Annotated in this window: 19 protein-coding genes and 1 tRNA gene; 2 read left to right on the top strand and 18 right to left on the bottom strand. The window is 61.9% G+C overall.

Features of this window, described 5'->3' with window-relative positions:
- The 4 genes from AC13C2_RS00115 to rpsL form a co-directional block, all read right to left on the bottom strand.
- A partial coding sequence (locus AC13C2_RS00115; protein WP_305249296.1) for a GTP-binding protein occupies positions 1 to 140 on the bottom strand: 140 nt, incomplete at its 3' end.
- An 86-nt stretch (positions 141 to 226) separates the two neighbouring features.
- Entirely contained in the window at positions 227 to 2,353 is a 2,127-nt protein-coding gene (gene fusA, locus AC13C2_RS00110) for an elongation factor G (protein ID WP_092765348.1), read from the bottom strand.
- Positions 2,354 to 2,437: 84 nt separating this feature from the next.
- Complete coding sequence (rpsG, locus tag AC13C2_RS00105) at positions 2,438 to 2,908, bottom strand: 30S ribosomal protein S7 (RefSeq protein WP_092765350.1); 471 nt, start codon at positions 2,906 to 2,908, stop codon at positions 2,438 to 2,440.
- Between the two features lie 100 nt (positions 2,909 to 3,008).
- Complete coding sequence (gene rpsL, locus AC13C2_RS00100) at positions 3,009 to 3,380, bottom strand: 30S ribosomal protein S12 (protein WP_092765352.1); 372 nt, start codon at positions 3,378 to 3,380, stop codon at positions 3,009 to 3,011.
- A 370-nt stretch (positions 3,381 to 3,750) separates the two neighbouring features.
- Between rpsL and AC13C2_RS00095 the strand changes: the two genes are divergently transcribed.
- Positions 3,751 to 4,554: a glycosyltransferase gene (locus AC13C2_RS00095; RefSeq protein ID WP_482885541.1), complete on the top strand. Its 804-nt coding sequence runs from the start codon at positions 3,751 to 3,753 to the stop codon at positions 4,552 to 4,554.
- A 22-nt stretch (positions 4,555 to 4,576) separates the two neighbouring features.
- On the opposite strand, the gene AC13C2_RS00090 is transcribed toward AC13C2_RS00095, so the two are convergent.
- The 13 genes from AC13C2_RS00090 to AC13C2_RS00030 all read right to left on the bottom strand — a co-directional run bounded on the left by AC13C2_RS00090 (position 4,577) and on the right by AC13C2_RS00030 (position 22,086).
- Positions 4,577 to 5,128, bottom strand: a complete 552-nt coding sequence (locus tag AC13C2_RS00090; RefSeq protein WP_482885540.1) for an imm11 family protein — start codon at positions 5,126 to 5,128, stop codon at positions 4,577 to 4,579.
- A gap of 172 nt (positions 5,129 to 5,300) precedes the next feature.
- Positions 5,301 to 6,188: a DMT family transporter gene (locus AC13C2_RS00085; protein WP_482885539.1), complete on the bottom strand. Its 888-nt coding sequence runs from the start codon at positions 6,186 to 6,188 to the stop codon at positions 5,301 to 5,303.
- Between the two features lie 70 nt (positions 6,189 to 6,258).
- Positions 6,259 to 7,086, bottom strand: coding sequence for a glycosyltransferase (locus tag AC13C2_RS00080; protein WP_482885538.1), 828 nt, complete (start codon positions 7,084 to 7,086; stop codon positions 6,259 to 6,261).
- A gap of 134 nt (positions 7,087 to 7,220) precedes the next feature.
- Positions 7,221 to 11,462, bottom strand: coding sequence for a DNA-directed RNA polymerase subunit beta' (gene rpoC / locus AC13C2_RS00075; protein WP_482885537.1), 4,242 nt, complete (start codon positions 11,460 to 11,462; stop codon positions 7,221 to 7,223).
- A gap of 84 nt (positions 11,463 to 11,546) precedes the next feature.
- Positions 11,547 to 15,686, bottom strand: a complete 4,140-nt coding sequence (rpoB, locus tag AC13C2_RS00070) for a DNA-directed RNA polymerase subunit beta (RefSeq protein ID WP_092765366.1) — start codon at positions 15,684 to 15,686, stop codon at positions 11,547 to 11,549.
- A gap of 311 nt (positions 15,687 to 15,997) precedes the next feature.
- Complete coding sequence (gene rplL, locus AC13C2_RS00065) at positions 15,998 to 16,375, bottom strand: 50S ribosomal protein L7/L12 (protein WP_092765368.1); 378 nt, start codon at positions 16,373 to 16,375, stop codon at positions 15,998 to 16,000.
- A gap of 75 nt (positions 16,376 to 16,450) precedes the next feature.
- Entirely contained in the window at positions 16,451 to 16,963 is a 513-nt protein-coding gene (gene rplJ, locus AC13C2_RS00060) for a 50S ribosomal protein L10 (RefSeq protein WP_092765370.1), read from the bottom strand.
- Positions 16,964 to 17,240: 277 nt separating this feature from the next.
- Positions 17,241 to 17,951, bottom strand: a complete 711-nt coding sequence (gene rplA, locus AC13C2_RS00055; RefSeq protein ID WP_092765372.1) for a 50S ribosomal protein L1 — start codon at positions 17,949 to 17,951, stop codon at positions 17,241 to 17,243.
- A complete protein-coding gene (gene rplK / locus AC13C2_RS00050) occupies positions 17,951 to 18,400 on the bottom strand; it encodes a 50S ribosomal protein L11 (protein WP_092765374.1) in 450 nt (149 codons plus the stop codon). Before rplK ends, rplA begins: the two co-directional genes overlap by 1 nt.
- 156 nt (positions 18,401 to 18,556) lie before the next feature.
- Positions 18,557 to 19,090, bottom strand: coding sequence for a transcription termination/antitermination protein NusG (gene nusG / locus AC13C2_RS00045; RefSeq protein ID WP_092765380.1), 534 nt, complete (start codon positions 19,088 to 19,090; stop codon positions 18,557 to 18,559).
- A 187-nt stretch (positions 19,091 to 19,277) separates the two neighbouring features.
- Positions 19,278 to 19,472, bottom strand: coding sequence for a preprotein translocase subunit SecE (secE, locus tag AC13C2_RS00040; protein WP_092765382.1), 195 nt, complete (start codon positions 19,470 to 19,472; stop codon positions 19,278 to 19,280).
- A 221-nt stretch (positions 19,473 to 19,693) separates the two neighbouring features.
- Positions 19,694 to 21,760: a methyl-accepting chemotaxis protein gene (locus AC13C2_RS00035; protein WP_482885536.1), complete on the bottom strand. Its 2,067-nt coding sequence runs from the start codon at positions 21,758 to 21,760 to the stop codon at positions 19,694 to 19,696.
- A gap of 250 nt (positions 21,761 to 22,010) precedes the next feature.
- Positions 22,011 to 22,086, bottom strand: a tRNA-Trp gene (locus tag AC13C2_RS00030).
- 368 nt (positions 22,087 to 22,454) lie between these two features.
- Here AC13C2_RS00030 and AC13C2_RS00025 point away from each other — a divergent pair.
- Positions 22,455 to 22,727 (top strand): hypothetical protein, encoded by a 273-nt coding sequence (locus AC13C2_RS00025; protein ID WP_092765378.1) that lies wholly within the window; start codon positions 22,455 to 22,457, stop codon positions 22,725 to 22,727.
- Between the two features lie 200 nt (positions 22,728 to 22,927).
- Here AC13C2_RS00025 and AC13C2_RS00020 read toward each other — a convergent pair.
- A partial coding sequence (locus AC13C2_RS00020) for an EF-Tu C-terminal domain-related protein (RefSeq protein WP_480723619.1) occupies positions 22,928 to 23,068 on the bottom strand: 141 nt, incomplete at its 5' end.

Below are 23,068 nucleotides of genomic sequence, written 5' to 3'. Positions count from 1 at the left end.
CCGTCGATCTGGTCGTAGGCCTTGAAGTCGCCGAAATACTTCGTGATCGCCGCCGTCAGCGTCGTCTTGCCATGGTCAACGTGACCGATCGTACCGATGTTCACATGCGGTTTGTTGCGTTCGAACTTTGCCTTCGCCATGGGAAGGTCTCCTTCAATTTTGGGAGCGGCGGGAACCCCCGCCCTACATTGCGACTGGGAGGGCGGGGATCACCCCGCCGCACCGATTATGCGTATTTTTTCTGGATCTCTTCCGAGATGTTCTGAGGCACCGGCTCGTAGTGGTCGAACTGCATCGTAAAGTTCGCACGACCCGACGACATCGACCGCAGCGTGTTGATATAACCGAACATGTTGGCCAGCGGCACGTAGCAGTCGATCGCGATGGCGTTGCCGCGCGTGTCCTGCCCCTGCACCTGACCGCGACGCGAGGTCAGGTCGCCGATGATGCCGCCCGTGTATTCCTCGGGCGTGATCACTTCGACCTTCATGATCGGTTCCAGCAGTTTCGCACCGGCCTTGCGCATCCCTTCGCGCATACCCATCCGGCCCGCGATTTCAAACGCGAGGACCGAGGAGTCGACGTCGTGGAACTTGCCGTCCAGCAGCTGCACCTTGAAGTCGATGACCGGGAAGCCCGCCAGCGGACCGGAGTCCATGACCGACTTGATGCCCTTCTCGACGCCCGGAATGTATTCCTTGGGCACCGCACCACCGACGATCTTGGATTCGAAGGAGAACCCTTCGCCAGGCTCGGTCGGGGAGATCAGCAGCTTCACTTCGGCGAACTGACCGGACCCACCCGATTGCTTCTTGTGGGTGTAGGTATGCTCGACTTCACGGTCGATGGTTTCACGATAGGCCACCTGCGGCGCGCCGATGTTGGCCTCGACCTTGAATTCGCGTTTCAGGCGGTCGACCAGGATATCGAGATGAAGTTCCCCCATCCCCTTCATGATCGTCTGACCGGATTCGATATCGGTTTCGACGCGGAAGGACGGATCCTCGGCGGCAAGACGGGCCAGGCCCTGCGACATCTTTTCCTGGTCGGCCTTGGTCTTGGGTTCGACCGCGATCTCGATGACCGGATCGGGGAAGGTCATGGTTTCCAGAACGACCGGATCCTGCGGATCGCAGATCGTGTCGCCGGTGGTCGTGTCTTTCAGACCCGCAAGCGCGATGATGTCGCCGGCAAAGGCCTCCTCGATCTCCTCGCGGTTGATCGAGTGCATCATCATCATCCGGCCCACACGCTCTTTCTTCCCCTTGGTGGAGTTGAGCATCGTGTCGCCCTTGTTGAGGACGCCCGAATAGATGCGCGTGAAGGTCAGCGAGCCGACGAAGGGATCGTTCATGATCTTGAAGGCCAGGCCCGAGAACGGCATGTTGTCGTCCGCACGGCGCGGAATGTTGCGGACTTCATCCTCGTCGCCCGGTTTGAAGCCCATGTAATCGACCACGTCCAGCGGGCTGGGCAGATAGTCGATAACCGCGTTCAGCAAAGGCTGCACGCCCTTGTTCTTGAACGCTGAGCCGCACAGGACCGGAATGAACTTGATGGCCAGCGTGCCCTTGCGGATCAACGAGCGCAGGGTATCGACGTCCGGCTCGGCGCCGTCCATCAGATAGTTTTCCATTGCTTCGTCGTCCATCTCGACCGCGGTCTCGATAAGGTGGGCGCGCCATTCATCGGCTTGCGCCTTCAGGCTGTCGCGGATCGGCTTCTTGACCCAGGATGCGCCCAGATCTTCTCCTTCCCAGACCCACTCCTCCATGGTGACGAGGTCGACCATGCCTTCCAGTTCGGTCTCGGCGCCGATCGGAATCTGGATCGGGGCCGGAGTCGCGCCGGTGCGGTCCTTGATCATCTTCACGCAGTTGAAGAAGTCGGCACCGATCTTGTCCATCTTGTTGACGAAGACGATGCGCGGAACCTTGTAGCGGTCGGCCTGACGCCAGACGGTTTCGGTCTGAGGCTCGACCCCGGCGTTGGCGTCCAGCACGGCGACAGCACCGTCAAGCACGGCCAGCGAACGCTCGACTTCGATGGTGAAGTCGACGTGGCCGGGCGTATCGATGATGTTCATGCGATACTTGGTATCGGAGGTCGCATCGGCGGTCGGCTCTTCCTGGCGCTGCCAGAAGGTCGTGGTCGCGGCGGAGGTGATCGTGATGCCACGCTCCTGCTCCTGCTCCATCCAGTCCATCGTGGCGGCGCCGTCGTGGACTTCGCCGATGTTGTGGGACTTGCCGGTGTAGAACAGAATCCGCTCGGAGCAGGTCGTCTTGCCCGCGTCGATGTGGGCCATGATGCCGAAGTTGCGGTATCGGGCGAGGGGATAATCGCGTGCCATGGGGCGTACCTCAGATAGGAGGAAAAAACGGGTGCGGGGGCCTCGGACCGGGCCCCCGTGTCAATGCTTAGATAGGTGCGAAACTCACCAGCGGTAGTGGCTGAACGCCTTGTTGGCGTCGGCCATCTTGTGGGTATCTTCGCGCTTCTTGACGGCGGAACCACGGGACTGGACGGCATCGACCAGTTCACCGGCCAGACGCTCTTCCATGGTGTTCTCGTTGCGGGCGCGGGCGGCCTTGATCAGCCAGCGGATGGCAAGGGCCTCCCGACGCTCGGGCCGGACTTCCACAGGCACCTGATAGGTGGCACCACCGACGCGGCGCGAACGCACCTCGACCGAGGGCTTGATGTTTTCGAGGCTCTCGACGAACACCTCGATGGGCGAGCGCTTCAGCTTGGCCTCGACGCGATCCATCGCGTTGTAGACGATGCGCTCGGCGACGGCTTTCTTGCCATCGATCATCAGGTTGTTCATGAACTTGGTCAGAACCTTGTCGCCATACTTGGCGTCGGGCAGGACTTCGCGTTTTTCTGCGGCGTGACGGCGGGACATCTGGGACCCCTTCTAGCGTTGTGTCGTCATTCCGGGGAGGCCCCCGGACATGCGGAATGAGAGATATCCCCGGACCGGGTCCGGGGACGCACCGGCGGCATCACTTCGGACGCTTGGCACCGTATTTGGAACGACGCTGGCGACGATCCTTGACGCCCTGCGTATCGAGCACACCGCGCAGGATGTGGTAGCGCACGCCGGGAAGGTCTTTCACACGACCGCCGCGGATCAGCACGACGCTGTGTTCCTGCAGGTTGTGCGATTCACCGGGAATGTAGCTGATGACCTCGAAACCGTTGGTCAGGCGCACTTTGGCGACCTTCCGCATGGCCGAGTTCGGCTTCTTCGGCGTCGTCGTATAGACGCGCGTGCAGACGCCACGCTTCTGCGGGCAGCCTTCGAGGTGCTGCGACTTGGAAGCTCGGACCTTGGGCTGCCGCGGTTTACGGATCAGCTGCTGGATGGTGGGCATTGAGGGTGTCCCCATTTGTTATTCAAATACGTGTCCGGCTTCCAACGCGACAAAACCAATTGACCGCAGCCACCCGGAATTCCGACCTGGGCGATGCGGTTTGATGACAGAGGATCGGGAAGCAGTATCCCGGATCGTGACCGATAGGTTCTGGCGTGCCGGACCCCGGATGAGACATCACCCGGACCGAATTGAGGCCGACATAGGGGAATCGCCGGGGGGTGTCAACGTGGGTGCGTTGCCGCCGCGACGCGGGGCGGGCGGACAGGGGACGCACGGGTGATCTGTGGGTGATCCACGTCGGACGTCTTTCGGCGGGGCCTGCCGGAGAGACTTGCCAGCCCCGGCAGGACGGGCCACCGTCGCGGCCATGTCCGACCTCCAGATCCTTGCCATCACGCGATTTGCCTATCCCGGCCTCGGCGGCTTCCAGACCGAACACGACACGGTCGAGGCGCGGCAGGCTTACCTTTGGCACCCCGACCGGATGGAGACGCGGTTCCGCACGCTGGAGCATGTCTGCCTGCGGACGCTGGCGGCGCAGACCGACGGCGATTTCCGCACCATCGTCATGACCGGTGACGCCCTGCCCGAGCCGTGGCGGTCGCGCCTGGTGTCGCTGGTATCGGGATTGAAGGGCGGACATGTCGTCTTTCATCCGGCGGAGCAATACCGCGAGGCGATCCGCAATGTCGTGCTGCCGTTCATCGACCCGGACGGGCCACCCACGATGCAGTTCCGCCACGACGACGATGACGGTGTGGGGCGTCGGTTTGTGGCGCGGTCGCGCGAAACCTTTGCCGATGTGCGACCCTTTTGGGAGCGGCACAAGCGGCTGACGATCGACTTCAACCAAGGCTATCTGCTGGGCCTGACGCCGGACGGCCCCCGCACCGAGGCGACGTTCAACCCGCATCTGGGCGTCGCGCAGGCGGTATTTCTGGCGCCGACGAATACCCGCACCGCCCTGCATTTTCCGCACCACCGGATCGGGACGTTGATGCCGTCGATCACCCTGCCCGACGCGCCGATGTGGCTGCGCGGCGTGGACGGGATGAACGACAGCGGCGTGCGGGCACAGGTCGAGCGGCTGATACCGGCAGACGAGGAGCGAAGGGCGGAGTTGCGGCGGCGGTTCGCGCTGGATCTCAAGGCGATCCGGCGGAGTTTCTGAACACGCGCGCGGGTCGTCCCGGTCAGTCGTCGATTTCCATGACCCGTTTCATCGGAATGACTTTCAGCCCCGCCGCGACAATCGCATCGTGGAGCGCGTCCGACGTGAGAAGCTGGGGAACCGACAGCCCGTGGTCCCACCACAGATTGGCATCGGGAATGTCCGTGCGGCGAACGCCGACGTCGTAGCTGCGGTTCAGGAACACGAGCCGTGGCGACGTACTGGCCGGCATGACAGGCGTCGCGGGATTGAACCGCTCTTCGTCGATCCGAACGTCACTGTGGCTTTCGCTGATCGCGGCCGCATGAACGGCGGGGACAAACCCGAAAAAGGGACCGGGATAGGGCTCCCCGCGTTTGGTCAGCATCTCAACCGGCCAGATGATATGCTTGCCGGGATCGTGCGCCTCGATCACCCTGCGCAGGGCATCGGAGATGATGAAGAGGCCGTTTTCGCCCCACCACATATCGGGAAAGACTTTCCGCTTTTTCTCGACGACAAAGACTTTGGGCAGAAGGGCCAGATCAAGATCGCCCCTTTCCCCTTTAAAGATATCTGCATAGACCGCTGCCATCTTTGTGGATTGTTGTCTAAGCGGCGAAGCGGATTTGGTGCGGAGATCATATGAACTCGTAGATATATGCCCCCCTCGCCCATCCAAAGTTCTTTTGATGATCCAGGTCATTCTGCTCTCTCTATCTTAGTCGTGTCCACGCCGCAGGGAGCGGCAGGTTCCGTTCGTCGTCTTACCTCGGCGCGTTCGGGCGGGGCATCGGGGCGCGGCGGCCTTCGCGCCAGAGGGTATACAGACCCGTCGCGGCCACCAGCGCCGCCCCCGCCAGCGTCATCGGTTTCGGCCAGTCGCCGAACACCAGCCAGCCCAGCATCAGGCCCCAGATCAGCGCGGTGTAGCGGAACGGGGTGACGGCCGCGACCTCGCCCACGCGCATCGCCATGATCGAGAACAGGTAACCGCCGAGGATGAACATCGAGGCGACGACCAGCAGACCGCCCTGCCCCGGCGAGACCGCGCCCCATGGCTCGCGCAGCGACATGAACAGGCCCAGCAGCATCACGCCGAGCGCCGTGAAGATCGCGACCTTGAGCGAGGGCACATCGCGCGACAGGCGGCGGGTGATGAGTTCGCGCAGGGTGATCGTCAGCACCGCCGCCAGTGCCGCCAGCGACCAGCGGTCGAAGTCGTCGCCGCCGGGTCGCACGATCATCAACACGCCGACGAAACCGACCGCGATGGCCGACCAGCGTCGCCAGCCGACGCGTTCGCCCATGAATATCGCGCCCGCCGCCGTGATCATCAGCGGCAGGGCTTGCAGGATCGCGGTGACATTGGCGAGCGGCATATGCGTCAGGGCGAGGATGAAGGGATAGAAGCTGGCGACTTCGGCCAGGGACCGCCCGATCACCCATTTCCAGTCGTCCCGCGGGATCGGCTTGCGCAGCGCGCCGGTCAGATGCGCCAGCAGGACGATCAGCAGCGTCGCGCCGACACCGCGCAGGAACACGACCTGAAACGTCGGCATGTCCTGGGCCAGATATTTGATGGTGGCGTCGTTGAGTGTGAACGTCGCCATCGACGCCACCATGAAGGACGCGCCGCGAATGTTATCGTTCACCGAAGGTCCTCCTTCGGCCCGGACCGCCCGGCGTGTCCGGTCAGATGCAGGCCGGGGGCCTCCGCCCGCATCACGACGCGCCGCCCCGCATCAGACCCATCGCGGCGTCCGGGTCCAGCCCGAAGCGCTCCACCAGCAGCTTGCGGCCCCGGTCTGTGTCCATCGGTTTGGAATGCGGCGGGATGCTGCGCCCGCTGTCATTGGTGTCATGCAGGGTGCGGATGAACATCGCGGCACCGCCCGGCTCCAGCCAGGTCGGGATGAAACTGGCCAGCCGCCGATGGTTGTAGCGGTAAATGCAGGTCTCCATGGCGGGCGATGTGACCATCGCGCAGGCAAGGCTGGGGGCATATGTCTCGCGGAATTCGCGGAACGGCGCGGCCCGGTCGTTCAGGTCCCAGTAGAGGCCGCGCGTGAAGGCTATGGCGAGGGGATTGTCGGCGAAGCCACCGGCAATCAGTCGGTCGGCGCGGTCGCGTGTTTTCGCGATGTAGTCGACGGCAAGCGCATCGTCGTCGTCAAGGCGGAAGCCGGTGACATGGGTGGTGCCGTCGCGGACGGCGCGGCGGAAACTGCGCTTGGCGGACGGCAGCGGTCCCATCCGTTCCATGAAGATCGGGCGGACGAAAGGGAAGCGGTCGCGCAGTGCCCGCAGGCGTTTCTTGCAAGCGTCAGGCAGCGTGTCGCCCGCAAGGATAACGCAGGTGAAATCGCCGTCGGTCTGGGCGGCCAGCGACGGCAGGGTAATGGTTTCGAGGTAGGCGAACCGGCTGGCCAGACGCGCAGGATCGTAGAGCATCGCCAGCAGTGCGTCTTCGTCCATGCCGCTGACGGCAAAGCCTTCGGTGGCCGGATAGCTGAAGCGGATCAGGCCGATGATCTGGTTGCGAACGGTCATGGAGTTTGCGTCGCATGGGGGCGCGGCTGCGGCAAGACATGTCACGACAAGCAGGACGCAGTTGCGGGTATGCGGGAACGAAAAACCCCCGCCGGATCGCTCCGGCGGGGGTATGTTTTGTCAGGACGCCAGGATCAGTCCTCGGCCGTCTCGGCCGCCGGTTCGGGCGTCTTGAACGCGTCTTCGGCAGACGACGTCGGCTCGGGCGCGGCCAGGGCCGCGGCCTTTTCGGCTTCGATCCGGGCGGCTTCGATGACGACGCTGTCCCGTTCGGTCGCGATGGCGCGCATCTTCTGGGTCGCGCCACCGGTGCCCGCCGGGATCAGACGACCGACGATGACGTTCTCCTTCAGGCCGACCAGCTTGTCGCGCTTGCCCTGAACCGAAGCTTCGGTCAGCACCCGCGTGGTTTCCTGGAACGAGGCCGCCGAGATGAAGCTGCGGGTCTGCAGCGACGCCTTGGTGATGCCCAGCAGGATCGGCTCGGCGATGGCCTGCCGGTCGCCTCGCTTTTCGGCCTTGGCGTTGGCTTCTTCCAGTTCGGCCTTGTCGACATGTTCGCCCTTCAGAAGCGTCGTTTCGCCCGAGTCGAGGACTTCGAACTTCTGAAGCATCTGGCGGACGATGACCTCGATGTGCTTGTCGTTGATCTTCACGCCCTGCAGGCGATACACGTCCTGCACTTCGTCGATCAGATAGTCGGCCAGCGCCTCGATCCCCATGATCCGCAGGATGTCGTGCGGCGCGGGGTTGCCGTCCATGATGTAGTCACCCTTCTGGACGAAGTCGCCTTCGGCCACCGGGATGTGCTTGCCCTTGGGCACCATGTAGTCGATCGGCTCCAGGCTCTCGTCGGCAGGAACGACCGTGATCCGGCGCTTGTTCTTGTAATCCTTGCCGAATTTCACATAGCCGTCGCGTTCGGCGATGATCGCGTTGTCCTTGGGACGCCGCGCTTCGAACAGTTCCGCCACCCGTGGCAGACCACCGGTGATGTCCTTGGTCTTGGCACCTTCGCGCGGAATACGCGCGACGACGTCGCCGGCCTTCATCATCTGGCCGTCTTCGATGGACAGAATGGCGTCCACCGACATGGCGTAGGTCATCGGGTTTCCGGCGTCGTTGCGAACCGGCTCCCCGTCTTCACCGACGATGATGACCTCGGGCTTCAACTCGTTGCCCTTGGGGGCCGAGCGCCAGTCCGACACGATCTTCTGGGTCATGCCGGTCGCGTCGTCGGTCTCGTCGCGGACGGAGATGCCCGCGTAGAGGTCGACGAACTTCGCCTTGCCGTCGGCTTCGGCGATGATCGGCAGGGTGAACGGGTCCCATTCGAACAGCTTGTCGCCGCGTTCGACCTTCTGTCCATCGGTCACGAACAGGGTCGTGCCGTAGCCCAGCTTGTGGGACGACCGCTCCTCTCCGTTTTCGTCGATGATGGCCATCTGCATGTTGCGCCCCATGACGACGTTGCCACCGGCTTCGTTCATCAGGGTGTTCGCATTGCGGAATTCGACCTTACCGGCAACCGAGGTTTCCATGAACGACTGCTGACCACCCTGGGCCACGCCGCCGATGTGGAACGTCCGCATCGTCAGCTGTGTGCCCGGCTCGCCGATGGACTGCGCGGCGATGATGCCGACAGCTTCGCCGAGGTTCACCTTGGTGCCACGGGCCAGATCACGGCCGTAGCAGGTGGCGCAGACGCCTTCTTCGGCCTGACAGGTCAGGGGCGAGCGGATGCGCATCGACGCGACAGATGCCGTGTCGATGATGTCCGCACTGCGTTCGTCGATCAGCTCGCCTTTCTTGACGATGACCTCGTCGGTGCCCGGAACGTGGACATCGTCGGCCGCCACGCGGCCCAGCACACGCTCGGCCAGGGTCGCGACGACTTCACCGTCGTTGACCGCAGCGGTCGCCGTGATGGCGTTTTCGGTGCCGCAGTCGTCCACGCGAACGATGCAGTCCTGCGCCACGTCGACCAGGCGACGGGTCAGATAGCCCGAGTTCGCCGTCTTGAGCGCGGTGTCCGACAGACCTTTGCGCGCGCCGTGGGTCGAGTTGAAGTATTCAAGAACGGTCAGACCTTCCTTGAAGTTCGAGATGATCGGCGTCTCGATGATGTCGCCGTTCGGCTTGGCCATCAGGCCGCGCATGCCGCCCAGCTGCTTCATCTGCGTGACCGAGCCACGGGCACCGGAGTGGGCCATCATGTAGACCGAGTTCGGCTCGTTTTCGGCACCGTTCTCGTCGACCCCGGCGATGGAGATGTTGGACATCATCGCCTCGGTGACCTTGTCGTTACACTTCGACCAGGCATCCACGACCTTGTTGTACTTTTCGCCCTGAGTGATCAGGCCGTCCATGTACTGCTGCTCGAAGTCCTTCACCAGGTCGCGCGTCGCATCCACGATCGGCCACTTGCTGTCGGGGATGACCATGTCGTCCTTGCCGAACGAAATGCCCGCCTTGAACGCTTCGCGGAAGCCCAGCGTCATGATCTGGTCGCAGAAGATCACCGATTCCTTCTGACCGCAGTAGCGGTAGACGGTGTCGATGGTCTGCTGCACCTCTTTCTTGCGCAGCAGGCGGTTGACCAGATCGAAAGGGGCCTTGGCGTTCATCGGCAGCATCGCACCCAGACGCACGCGTCCCGGCGTGGTGTCGAAGATGACGCCGACTTCCTCGCCCATCTCGTCGATCTGGGTGACACGCGCCTTGATCTTGGCGTGCAGATGCACCTCGCCGGCGTCGAGGGCGAGAACGACCTCGTCCACCGAGGAGAAGACCATGCCTTCGCCCCTCATGCCGGACCGTTCCATCGACACGTAGTACAGGCCGAGGATCATGTCCTGCGACGGCACGATGATCGGCGCGCCGTTGGCGGGCGACAGCACGTTGTTGGTCGACATCATCAGGACGCGGCATTCCAGCTGCGCCTCGAGGCTCAGCGGCACGTGAACGGCCATCTGGTCGCCGTCGAAGTCGGCATTGAAGGCCGAACAGACCAGCGGGTGAAGCTGGATCGCCTTGCCTTCGATCAGAACCGGCTCGAACGCCTGAATGCCGAGACGGTGCAGCGTGGGCGCACGGTTCAGCATGACGGGGTGTTCGCGGATGACCTCATCCAGAATGTCCCAGACTTCGGGACGCTCTTTCTCGACCAGTTTCTTGGCTTGCTTGACCGTGGACGACAGGCCCTTGGCCTCGAGCCGGGAATAGATGAACGGCTTGAACAGTTCGAGTGCCATCTTTTTCGGCAGGCCGCACTGATGCAGCTTCAGCTCCGGTCCCGTCACGATGACGGACCGGCCCGAGAAGTCGACGCGCTTGCCCAGAAGGTTCTGGCGGAAGCGGCCCTGCTTGCCCTTGAGCATGTCGGACAGCGATTTCAGCGGGCGCTTGTTGGCACCCGTAATGACGCGGCCACGACGACCGTTGTCGAACAGCGCATCGACGGATTCCTGCAACATCCGCTTTTCGTTGCGCACGATGATGTCGGGCGCGCGCAATTCGATCAGCCGCTTCAGGCGGTTGTTGCGGTTGATGACCCGGCGATACAGATCGTTCAGGTCCGATGTGGCGAACCGGCCCCCGTCGAGCGGCACCAGCGGGCGCAACTCGGGCGGGATGACCGGGATGACCGTCAGGATCATCCACTCCGGACGGTTGCCGGATTCGATGAAGCTCTCGACGATCTTCAGGCGCTTGATGATCTTCTTGGGCTTCAGCTCTCCGGTGGCTTCCTTCAGGTCTTCACGAAGGGTCGTGGCTTCCTGCTCCAGGTCGATGGCGGCCAGCATTTCGCGGATAGCTTCGGCACCGATGTTCGCCTGGAAGGCGTCGGCCCCGAAGTTGTCCTGCGCGTCCATGAACTCCTCCTCGGACATCAACTGTCCGTAGGTGAGGTCGGTCAGGCCCGGTTCGATCACGACATAGTTCTCGAAATACAGGATGCGTTCCAGATCGCGCAGCGTCATGTCCAGCATCAGGCCGATGCGCGAGGGCAGCGACTTGAGGAACCAGATGTGCGCGACGGGCGAGGCCAGTTCGATGTGGCCCATCCGCTCGCGGCGGACCTTTTGCAGCGTGACTTCCACGCCGCATTTCTCGCAGACGACGCCGCGATACTTCATGCGCTTGTACTTGCCGCAGAGGCATTCGTAGTCCTTGATCGGACCGAAGATGCGCGCGCAGAAAAGACCGTCACGCTCGGGCTTGAACGTGCGGTAGTTGATGGTCTCGGGCTTCTTGATCTCGCCGTAGGACCACGAGAGAATCCGCTCCGGGCTGGCCAGCGAGACCTTGATCTCGTCAAAAACCTTCTGCGGGGCGATCGGGTTGAACGGGTTGTTCGTCAGTTCCTGGTTCATCTTGATACCTTTATGAAAAGGGTGCGTTGGGGGACGTGGGGCGCGCGCGAAACGCGCCCCATCGGGTGACGATCCTGTCGGACATCACTCGTCGTCTTCCTCCGCATCCAGGAGTTCCATGTTCAGGCCGAGGCCGCGGACTTCTTTGACGAGAACGTTGAAGCTCTCGGGAACGCCCGCCTCGAAGTTGTCCTCGCCCTTGACGATGCTTTCATAGACCTTGGTCCGTCCGGCCACGTCGTCCGATTTGACCGTCAGCATTTCCTGCAGGGTGTAGGCGGCGCCGTAGGCTTCCAGCGCCCAGACCTCCATCTCGCCGAAGCGCTGACCACCGAACTGCGCCTTGCCGCCCAGCGGCTGCTGCGTGACGAGGGAATACGGACCGGTGGACCGGGCGTGGATCTTGTCGTCGACCAGGTGGTGCAGCTTGAGCAGGTATTTCACCCCGACGGTCACCTGGCGCGAGAACTTCTCGCCGGTGCGCCCGTCGAACAGATCGGACTGACCGGAGGTGTCGAAACCGGCACGCCGCAGTGCGTCGTTGACGTCGCCTTCCTTGGCACCGTCGAAGACCGGCGTGGCAATCGGAACGCCCGCCGTCACGTTGCCCGCGTATTCGACGAGGGTGTCCTCGTCCATCGCGGCCATCGCTTCTTCGTAGGCTTCTTCGCCATACGCGATCTTCATCGCCTCGCGCACCGGGGTCAGGTCGCCGCTGCGCCGGTAGTCGTCCAGCGCCTCGTCGATCTTGAGGCCCAGACCGCGTGCGGCCCAGCCCATGTGCGTCTCGAGGATCTGACCGACGTTCATGCGCGACGGCACGCCCAGCGGGTTCAGACAGAAGTCGACCGGGGTCCCGTCGGCCAGGAACGGCATGTCCTCCATCGGAACGACCTTGGAGATGACGCCCTTGTTGCCGTGACGGCCGGCCATCTTGTCGCCCGGCTGAAGCTTGCGCTTCACGGCGATGAAGACCTTGACCATCTTCATCACACCCGGCGGCAGGTCGTCACCACGACGGACCTTTTCGACCTTGTCCTCGAAGCGGGCTTCCATGCTGCGCTTCTGGATCTCGTACTGCTCGTTCAGGGCTTCGACCTGCTTGGCGGACTCCTCGTCCTCCAGCGCGATCTGCCACCACTGACCGAAGGACAGCATCGACAGGGATTCTTCGGTCACGACGGTGCCGGACTTGAAACCCTTGGGGCCCTTCACGGCCTTCTGACCTTCGATCATCGACCGCAGGCGCGCATAGATGTTGCGGTCCAGAATTTCGCGCTCGTCATCCCGGTCACGGGCCAGACGTTCGACCAGTTCCCGCTCGATCTGCAGGGCCCGCTCGTCCTTTTCGACGCCGTGACGGTTGAAGACACGAACCTCGACCACGGTGCCGTAATCGCCCGGCTTGACCCGCAACGAGGTATCGCGAACGTCCGAAGCCTTCTCGCCGAAGATGGCGCGCAGAAGCTTTTCTTCCGGCGTCATCGGGCTTTCGCCCTTGGGGGTGATCTTGCCCACAAGGATGTCGCCCGGCTCCACATCCGCACCGATATAGACGATGCCCGCTTCGTCGAGGTTGCGCAGGGCTTCCTCGCCGACGTTCGGGATATCACGGGTGATTTCTTCCGGCCCGAGCTTGGTATCACGGGCGGCGACTTCGAATTCCTCGATGTGGATCGAGGTGAAGACGTCGTCGCGCGAAACCCGCTCGGAGATCAGGATCGAGTCTTCGTAGTTGTAGCCGTTCCACGGCATGAAGGCGACGATGACGTTCTTGCCGAGCGCCAGTTCCCCCATGTCGGTCGACGGACCGTCGGCCAGCACTTCGTTCTTACTGACATTGTCGCCCACCTTCACCAGAGGACGCTGGTTGATGCAGGTGTTCTGGTTCGACCGCTGGAACTTGCGCAAACGGTAGATATCGACACCCGCATCACCAAGGATCAGATCCTCGGTTGCGCGCACGACGATACGTTCGGCATCGACCTGGTCGATGACGCCGCCGCGACGGGCCATGATGGCCGCCCCGGAATCGCGGGCCACGACCTCTTCCATGCCGGTGCCCACAAAAGGAGCATCGGCGCGCAGAAGCGGCACGGCCTGACGTTGCATGTTCGACCCCATCAGAGCGCGGTTCGCGTCGTCGTTCTCAAGGAACGGGATCAGCGCCGCGGCGACCGAGACAAGCTGCTTGGGCGAGACGTCGATCAGGTCGACGTTATCGCGGGACTGCAATTTATAGTCGCCGGACTGACGGGTCGACACCAGTTCGTTCTGGAACTTCATGTCGTCGGTCAATTGCGCATTGGCCTGCGCAACGGTGTGACGCATTTCCTCGGTCGCGGACATGTATTGCACATCGTCCGTTATTTTACCGTCAACGACCTTGCGGTACGGTGTTTCGATGAAGCCGTACTTGTTGACGCGCGCATAGGTCGCGAGGCTGTTGATCAGACCGATGTTCGGGCCTTCCGGCGTCTCGATCGGGCACATCCGGCCATAGTGGGTCGGATGAACGTCGCGGACTTCGAAACCGGCACGTTCGCGGGTCAGACCACCCGGCCCGAGCGCGGACAGGCGACGCTTGTGCGTCACTTCCGACAGCGGGTTGGTCTGGTCCATGAACTGCGACAGCTGCGATGAACCGAAGAATTCGCGCACGGCGGCGGCGGCCGGTTTCGCGTTGATCAGGTCCTGCGGCATGACGGTGTCGATCTCTACGCTCGACATACGCTCCTTGATGGCGCGCTCCATCCGCAGAAGGCCGACGCGATACTGGTTCTCCATCAATTCGCCGACGGACCGCACACGGCGGTTGCCGAGGTGGTCGATGTCATCGATGTCACCACGGCCGTCGCGCAGTTCGACCAGTGCCTTGATGCAGGCCAGGATGTCTTCATCGCGCAGCGTGCGGACGGTATCCTCGGCATCCAGGTCCAGACGCATGTTCATCTTGACCCGGCCCACGGCGGACAGGTCGTAACGCTCGCTGTCGCGGAACAACTGATCGAACAGGGCCTGCGCCGCGTCGACGGTGGGCGGCTCGCCCGGACGCATGACGCGGTAGATATCCATCAGCGCGGTATCGCGGCCCAAGTTCTTGTCGGCCGCCATCGTGTTCCGCATGTACGGGCCGACGTTGACGTTATCGATGTCCAGAACCGGAATCTCGGTGACGCCAGCATCCAGAAGCTCTTTCAGGGTGCCGCCGGAAACTTCGCCTGCCTTGTCCAGCTCCCACGTCAGCTCGTCACCGGCCTCGACGAAGATCGCTCCGTTGGTTTCGTCCACGATGTCGCGGGCGGCGAACTTGCCGATAATGCCGTCGAACGGCACCAGGATGTCGCCGACCTTGTCGTCGTCGCGCAGTTTCTTGACCTGACGCGGGGTGACCTTCTTGCCGGCTTCCATGACGACTTCGCCGGTGTTCGCATCGACGATATCCATCGCCGGACGGGTGCCGGTGTATCGCTCGGGGAAGAACTTGGTCGACCAGCCCTTGTCCTTGCGCAGGGTGAAATCGACAGTGTCATAATAGGCATTCATGATGCCTTCCTGGTCCATGCCGAGAGCATAGAGCAGCGTCGTCACCGGCAGTTTGCGGCGACGGTCGATGCGGCAGAACACCAGGTCCTTGGCGTCGAACTCGAAGTCCAGCCAGGAGCCGCGGTACGGGATGATCCGGCAGGCGAACAGCAACTTGCCCGAACTGTGCGTCTTGCCCTTGTCGTGGTCGAAGAACACACCGGGCGAGCGGTGCATCTGCGACACGATCACACGCTCGGTGCCGTTCACGATGAACGTTCCGTTCTTGGTCATCAGGGGCATGTCACCCATGAAGACGTCCTGTTCCTTGATGTCCTTGACCGACTTGGCGGAGGTATCTTCGTCGATATCGAACACGATCAGGCGCAGAGTTACCTTGAGCGGTGCGGCATAGGTCATGTCGCGCTGCTGGCATTCCTCGACGTCGTACTTGGGCTCTTCAAGCTCGTATTTGACGAATTCGAGGATCGCCGTCTCGTTGAAATCCTTGATCGGGAAAACCGACTGGAACGTGCCCATCAGGCCTTCGCCCTCGGACGGCTCGGCCTGATCGCCGGATTTCAGGAAGAGGTCATAGGACGACTTCTGCACTTCGATAAGGTTCGGCATCTGGAGAACTTCGACCAGTTTGCCGTAATACCGACGGATACGCTTGGAGGACGCTTGCGTCTGAGCCATGTTGTGCTCGCCTTTTCAAGTTTCGCGCCTTGGTTCCCGACGGGCACCGGGGGCCAGGGCTTGCGAATGGGTCGTCGAGGAGGACCATCTGGCACGCCATCCCACAGGCGCGCCCCCGTCCGCCTCCTGACCGGAAAAGTCCGCCATGATGACGGGCTTTTCGAGACAGGAGCGGGTGGCACCGGAAGCTCCGCTGCCACCCTCTTTATCCGACCGGATCGATGGTTCGGCTGACTTTGCGAAGAGCAAAGCCGCCGTCCAGCGACCGAGTGCGACCGCGGGGCGGTCGCACGGTCACGGCAAAGCCGTGATTACTTCAGTTCGACTTCGGCGCCAGCTGCTTCCAGCTTGCCCTTGATCTCGTCGGCTTCGGCCTTGGAGACCTGCTCCTTGACGGCCTTGCCACCGGCTTCAACCAGGTCCTTGGCTTCTTTCAGGCCCAGACCCGTGATGCCGCGGACTTCCTTGATCACGTTGATCTTGGAGGCGCCTGCCGACTTCAGGATGACGTCGAATTCGGTCTGCTCTTCGGCAGCCGCGCCACCGGCGTCGCCACCGGCAGCCATCATGACGGCGCCACCGGCAGCCGGCTCGATGCCATATTCGTCCTTGAGGATGGTTTTCAGTTCCTGGGCTTCCAGCAGCGTCAGGGCGACGATGTCTTCGGCGAGTTTTTTCAGATCAGCCATTTGATTTCCGTTCTATTAAGATGTGTTCCGGTATCGTGCCGTTCAAGGTCACGACGAGGGATGACGTCAGGTGCTTCAGGCAGCCTTCTCTTCGATGGTCGAAAGAATGCTGGCGATGTTGGAAGCAGGCGCGCCAATGGCCCCCGCGATGTTCGAAGCAGGTGCGGCGATGCAACCCACGATGGAAGCGATAAGCTCCTCGCGGCTGGGCATCTTCGCGACTGCTGCAACACCGGCGGCGTCCAGCGCCGTATCGCCCATCGCGCCACCCAGGATAACCAGCTTCTGGTTGTCCTTGGCATACGCATCGAAAACCTTCGCCGCAGCGACGGGGTCTTCGGAATAGCCGAATACGGTCATGCCCGTGAGGTAGTCGGAAATACTGCTGACAGCTTTCCCCTCGAGGGCGATCTTGGCGAGCTTGTTCTTGGCAACGCGAACAGAACCCCCGGCATCGCGCATCCGCGCCCGCAGGTCCTGCATCTCGGCAACTGTCATGCCCTCGTAGTGGCTAACCACCACGACGCCAGAGCTTTCGAAGATCTGGCCGAGGTCCTCGACCAGTTTCTCTTTCTGCGCTCTATCCACAGTTTACTCCAAGTCCCGTGGGTTGCCCCACGAAATGGGGGTTGCCCCCCGGCTCATGGGAAGGGTCACCCCTCCCCCTTTCGGACCGGTTTCCCGGCCCAGCGGGTCCAATGAAGGGCCCCGCGCCAGATCGCCCGAAGTCGCCTTCGGAAATCAGTCTCGGGTCCCATCTCAGGAAGGAATTATTGGGGTTTCCCCCGACCCTCCGTCTCGGACAGGACGGGGTGTCGCCACCCCGCCGACCGGCCCCCCTGCGGGGACCGAACCTCTTATTCGTCTACGCAGTCGGCTCGTTGCCGGTCGCGCTGTCGACGTTGATCGAAACACCCGGGCCCATCGTGGAGCTCAGGAAGATCTTTTTCATGTAGGACCCCTTGGATCCCGCCGGCTTGGCCTTGGCCACGGCATCGACGAATGCCATGACGTTCTGCTTCAGCTTGTCCTTGTCGAACGACGCCTTGCCGATACCTGCGTGGATCACACCGGCCTTTTCGACCTTGAACTGGACCTGTCCGCCCTTGGCGTCCTTGACGGCCTGCGCCACGTCCATCGTCACCGTGCCGACTTTCGGGTTCGGCATCAGGTTCCGCGGACCCAGCACCTTACCCAGACGACCGACGATCGGCATCATGTCGGGGGTGGCGATGCAGCGGTCGAAATCGATCTTGCCCGACTGGACGATCTCCATCAGGTCTTCGGCACCGACGACATCGGCTCCGGCGGCCTGAGCTTCCTCGGCCTTGGGACCACGGGCGAACACCGCGACGCGGACGTCCTTGCCAGTGCCGTTGGGCAGTGACACGACACCCCGGACCATCTGATCCGCGTGGCGCGGATCGACGCCCAGGTTCATGGAAATCTCGACGGTTTCGTCGAATTTTGCCTTGGCGTTATCCTTGACCAGAGCAACGGCCTCTTCGACCGAAATGTCATCCTTGCCTGCGAATGCTGCGCGGGCTGCGGATGCGCGCTTACCGAGTTTTGCCATCACTTCACCTCGATGCCCATGGACTGCGCCGAGCCCACGATGATCTTCATGGCCTGTTCGACATCATTCGCCGACAGATCCTTCATCTTCGCTTCCGCAATCTCGCGCACCTGTTTAACGGTGACGGAGGCGACGGTCTCACGACCGGGAAGTGCAGCGCCCTTGGGACGGTTGCGCTTGCCCACGGGCTTCATGCCAGCCGCCTTCTTGAGGTAATACGACGCCGGCGGCGTCTTGATTTCCATCGTGAAGGACTTGTCCTGATAATACGAAATCACGGTGGGGCACGGCGCGCCGGGCTCCATGTCCTGCGTCTTGGCGTTGAACGCCTTGCAGAATTCCATGATGTTGATGCCACGCTGACCGAGTGCTGGACCGACGGGCGGGCTGGGGTTGGCCTGCCCGGCCTTGATCTGCAACTTCATCGTGCCGACGAGTTTCTTCGCCATTGGCTTTCTCCTTACGGCGGCGGGAAATGTCCCGCCCTACATGCGCCCACCCGATACCGGGCTTGATGGGCCGTTATGCCGTGGTTCGGGCCTGCCGTAGCATTGCCCTCCCACGTCCGGGTCCGGAGCCTCCACCATAAGCGGAGGCCCGGTAGATCACGTGGCTTTCGACACCTGCGTGAATTTCAACTCGACCGGGGTCGCCCGGCCAAAGATGGAAACCGAAACCTTCAGACTCTGCGCTTCATCGTCCACTTCCTCGACCTCGCCCGAGAAGCCTTCGAAGGGGCCGTCGACGACATTGACGTCCTCGCCGATTTCGAAGGTGATGAGGGACCGCGGGGCCTCCTCGCCTTCCTGAACGCGATTGAGGATCTGGTTTACCTCGGCGTCGCGCATCGGCATCGGGCGACCCTGCGGCCCCAGAAAGCCGGTGACCCGGTTGATCGAGTTCACCAGGTGATAGCCTTCGTCCGACATCTCCATCCGCACCAGAACGTATCCGGGCATGAAGCGCCGCTCGGACGTCACCTTCTTGCCGCGACGGACCTCGATCACCTCCTCGGTAGGGACCAGAACTTCTTCGATCTGGTCATGCAGCCCCTGCTCTTCGACAGCGGTGCGAATGTGTTCCGCGACCCGCTTTTCAAAGTTGGACAGCACGCTGACCGAATACCACCGCTTCGCCATGTCTTGCCCGTCCGCCTCTTGTTTTGTCCCGACGCCCTGGTCGGCGGCACGCCGCCCCGAAACGTCAAACAGCGCGCATCCCGAATCAATGCGCGCCGCCGATACCAAAGTCCGGTCCCTCTAACGCCCGAACGACGGGGATTCAAGGCCCGCCGGCGACCTTCGGCAAAGCCTGGGGCCGTTTCGATCAGAAAGCCGCGAGGACTTCCGTCAAACCAGTGCGGATCACCAGATCGACTAGAAAGAAGAATGTCGCCGCCAGTACCGCCAGGATGAAAACCATGACGGTGGTCAGGATCACTTCGCGGCGCGACGGCCAGGAAATCTTGGAAACCTCGGCACGGGTCTGCTGAATGAATTGCAGCGGGTTGGTCGTCGCCATCGTCTCACGCTCCTGATCTGGCACTTGCCGCCGGTCGCGACATCGGTCGCATCCGGCTTCTGGCGAGATATGACGCCTGCCCCGCCGATGCAAGGCGAAGGCGCCAGGCAAGGTCGGACCGGCGACCGGTTGCGCGATGTGGATCAGACCGCAGGTCTGGCTGGCAACCGTGCCGGATGACACATGGTCTCGATTCGCATTCGGGTACGCGACAAGGACGGCTAGCCTGTTCCGACCTTGTCCTGCGGCAGGGCGTGGTGCGTGGCATTCATCGCGGTCGTCCATGCATCGTCATTTCCCCCATCGGTCAGGTCGAACTTTTCGATCAGGCGCAGCATCTGAGAAGCGGAGCCTTTCAGGGATTGGTTTGCAGTCGTGATTTCTTCGAACATGGCTGTGTTTTGTTGCGTGGCCCCGTCGATTTCCGCCATGGCGCGGTTGATCTCGGCAGCCGCACTGGACTGTGAACGAGAGGCTTCTGCGATTTCGGCCACCTGATCGCCGATTCTTTCGATACTGTCGCCAAGCGATGTCAGGGTTTTACCCGATATTGCGACGCGCTGGACGCCGGTGTTGATTTGCTCGGAACTTGTGGCGATCAACGTGCCGATCTGCTGCGCCGACGCGGAGGCCCGCTGTGCCAAGGCCCGCACCTCCGATGCGACGACGGCGAAACCCCGGCCCGCTTCGCCTGCACGCGCAGCCTCGACACCCGCATTCAAGGCAAGCAGGTTGGTTTGAAATGCAATGTCGTTGATAACCCCCAGAGTGTGTGAGATTTCGACCGACACCGACTGGATTTCCTGCATCGATTGCACTGTATCGCGCACGATCTTATCGCTTTGCCGGGCATCCCTGCGCGCGCTTTCGGCAAACCCCTGCGCCGTTGATGTAAGGTCGGCTGTTGCCGTGATCGACCCCACGATCTGTTCCAGCGCGTTCGTCGTTTCCGCAAGCGACCCCGCCGTCCGCTCGGTTCGCTTTGACAGGTCCTCGGCCGATGCGGAGAGATCGCTGCTGTCATCCAGTATGCCGACAGCATGGTGTGACAGATCGCCCAGAGCGCGTTCGAGTTGCGTCGCCATGGCATTCGTGGACAATTGAAGCTTGGCAAAGGCTCCCGGTCTCTGTCCCTCCATGCGCGAAGCCAGTCGCCCGGCCTGAAGCTCTGCCAGCACGTGAATGACGTCGTTCATGCTGGTCTGCACCCGATCCATCGCGACGTTCAGCATTTCGCGCAGGGACCGTTGCTCGTCGGGCGCATCCTCCACTTCTATCCGCAGGTCGAAATCGCCATCGGCAACGGCCGTCATGACCTGTTCCACATCGCGCTGAAGCCACTGGCTATCCGCCCTTTCCCGGTCGAACTGCCGCTGGGCTTCAACCGCGCTTCGTTCGGCCTGTTCACGACTGACTTGATGTGTCTCCTCCATCTCTGCGTGCAACGACTGATCGCGGGCTATGGTCAAGGTGTCCGCTTTGTCCCGAGCGCGGCGTTTCAGGACATTCTCCTGAAAGACCTGCAAGGTATCTTCGATCGAACCCAGATCCGTCACGTTGCCCTGTATCGGCGGAACATCGGCCTCATCCCGCGCAATGGACTGCATCGCCTGAACTATACGGGCCACGGGTCGCTCGATCACAAATTCCAGCATCACCAACGTTGCCATCCCGGTTATGCCGATCACAAGCAGCGAAGCCGTCAGGAGCCATCCCCATCCGATCGCCATGCTGGCAGCGACCGCACTTTGATCGAATACGATCTCGACCCAGCCGATGGCATGGTTGGATGGCTCGTCAGTCAAGCGCATCGGCATGCGCACCAGGAGTTTCGTACCGAGATCGACAGAGGTTTTCCTGGTCGGTGCCGGGCTGACGCCGTCGAAGACGGTCGTCCCATCGTTCATCGTTATCGAAAAGATCAGGGTTCCGTTGGAGCGGAACGCACGCGCGCCCAGCGCTGCAATGCCGTCGATATCGAGCAGCGCCCTTGCGGCCTGTTCGGCGTTATCCTTGTCTGATGCCTTGACCTTGGCAGCCACATCATCCGCCAGAAATCTTGCCTGTAATTCAGACGCTGTGCGGAAGTCTGAGAAGGCCTGAGTCCGGAGATTCTGAAATGCGACGCCCGACATTGCGGCCATCCCCAAGGTCAGAACAGCGAGAATTCCGGCAGTGACCCGAAATCCAAGTGATCCGAAGCGATTTCGATGTCGCTTTCCGGCAGGTGGCGCATCCGACTTGCCACCCTGAACATCAGGCGCTGTCCAGTCATCAGAATCATGCATGTAAAGACCTCGATTGGCGTCGGACCCCAGTAACAATCGCATCTTAACAAATGCTTTCGGGCCACAAACCGGGCCGGACAGATGGGCCGCACCATGTCGGCGGCCGGGCATGCACCTTCGAACAGTCCTGTCGAAACGTCACCCGGCTTACCCTGCTGTCACAACCGCGGCAGCAGGATACGGGATCTTCCGGATCGGAGAAGACTTGGGTCGCATTTCGGATGAGCCGTCCCGAGGTGACGGGTTGACCTGGCAGGGGCATCAGGATTCGAACCCGAGACCTGCGGATTTGGAATCCGCTGCTCTACCAACTGAGCTATACCCCTGCAGGTGAGGCGGGAATAAGTGGGCTGCCGGTCTGGCGCAAGGGGTCAGATAACAAGTCTGTCATGAATCCGGCACGGATCGACGGCTGGGAGTAACAATGCCATCGGTCAGAATGGACAGATTTCCGGCAACCCGCGCCAAAAATATCTGTAAATCAATGGTATGTACAGATCGCGAGGAATACCGGATGTCGCATCCTCCTATCCATCCCTTTCATGGTCATCGGAACGCCTGGGGTGAAATATCAAATATACCGGGAACCCTTTTTGTGTCCGAATGTTGTATCGGTGAACAACGTCTTGGAATGATCGTGAGATTATATCTGAGGTTCGTTCGCACAACCATTGCCCCCTGAAAGGAGCACTTCATGAACCGCACTATTGCAACTCTCGCCACGGTCGCCGCACTCGCCACGGGTGGCGCTGCCTTCGCCGACTCGCACCCTTCCAGCGAAATGGGTCAAGGCTTTGACATGCTTCAGACAGCTCTGATGAGCGATTTCGAGCGTATGGGTATCCCGGTCGACAGCCTGGACGACCTGACCCTGGGCCAGATCGCTGCAATCAAAGCTATCGTCGAGTCCGATGATCAGGACGGCCAGAAAAAAGGTCAGATCGAAGCGATCATCGCCAACAACTGAGTCTACTCTCGGTAAGATGAACGGGGCGGTCCTTGGGCCGCCCTTTTTTTATGGGCGCCATTTCTCATTGTAAAAGCCCATCCCGTCGGCTTCCCGGCGCAACCGGACCTTCCCTCTCGTGACGCTCACGTGACAAGGACCTCCCGATGGGAGGCCCTTGTCGTTCCGGTTCGTGCCTCGGCCTTCGCGGGTCGATACCCTTACTCGGTAATCTTCGACACCACGCCCGCGCCGACCGTGCGGCCGCCTTCGCGGATCGCGAAGCGCAGGCCCTGCTCCATCGCGATCGGCGCGATCAGCTCGACCCCGAAGGATACGTTGTCGCCCGGCATCACCATCTC

The organism is Jannaschia sp. L-14R (assembly GCF_056857695.1).
The sequence above is the reverse complement of the archived record's forward strand: the minus strand, read 5'-3'. Positions and strand labels throughout refer to the sequence as shown.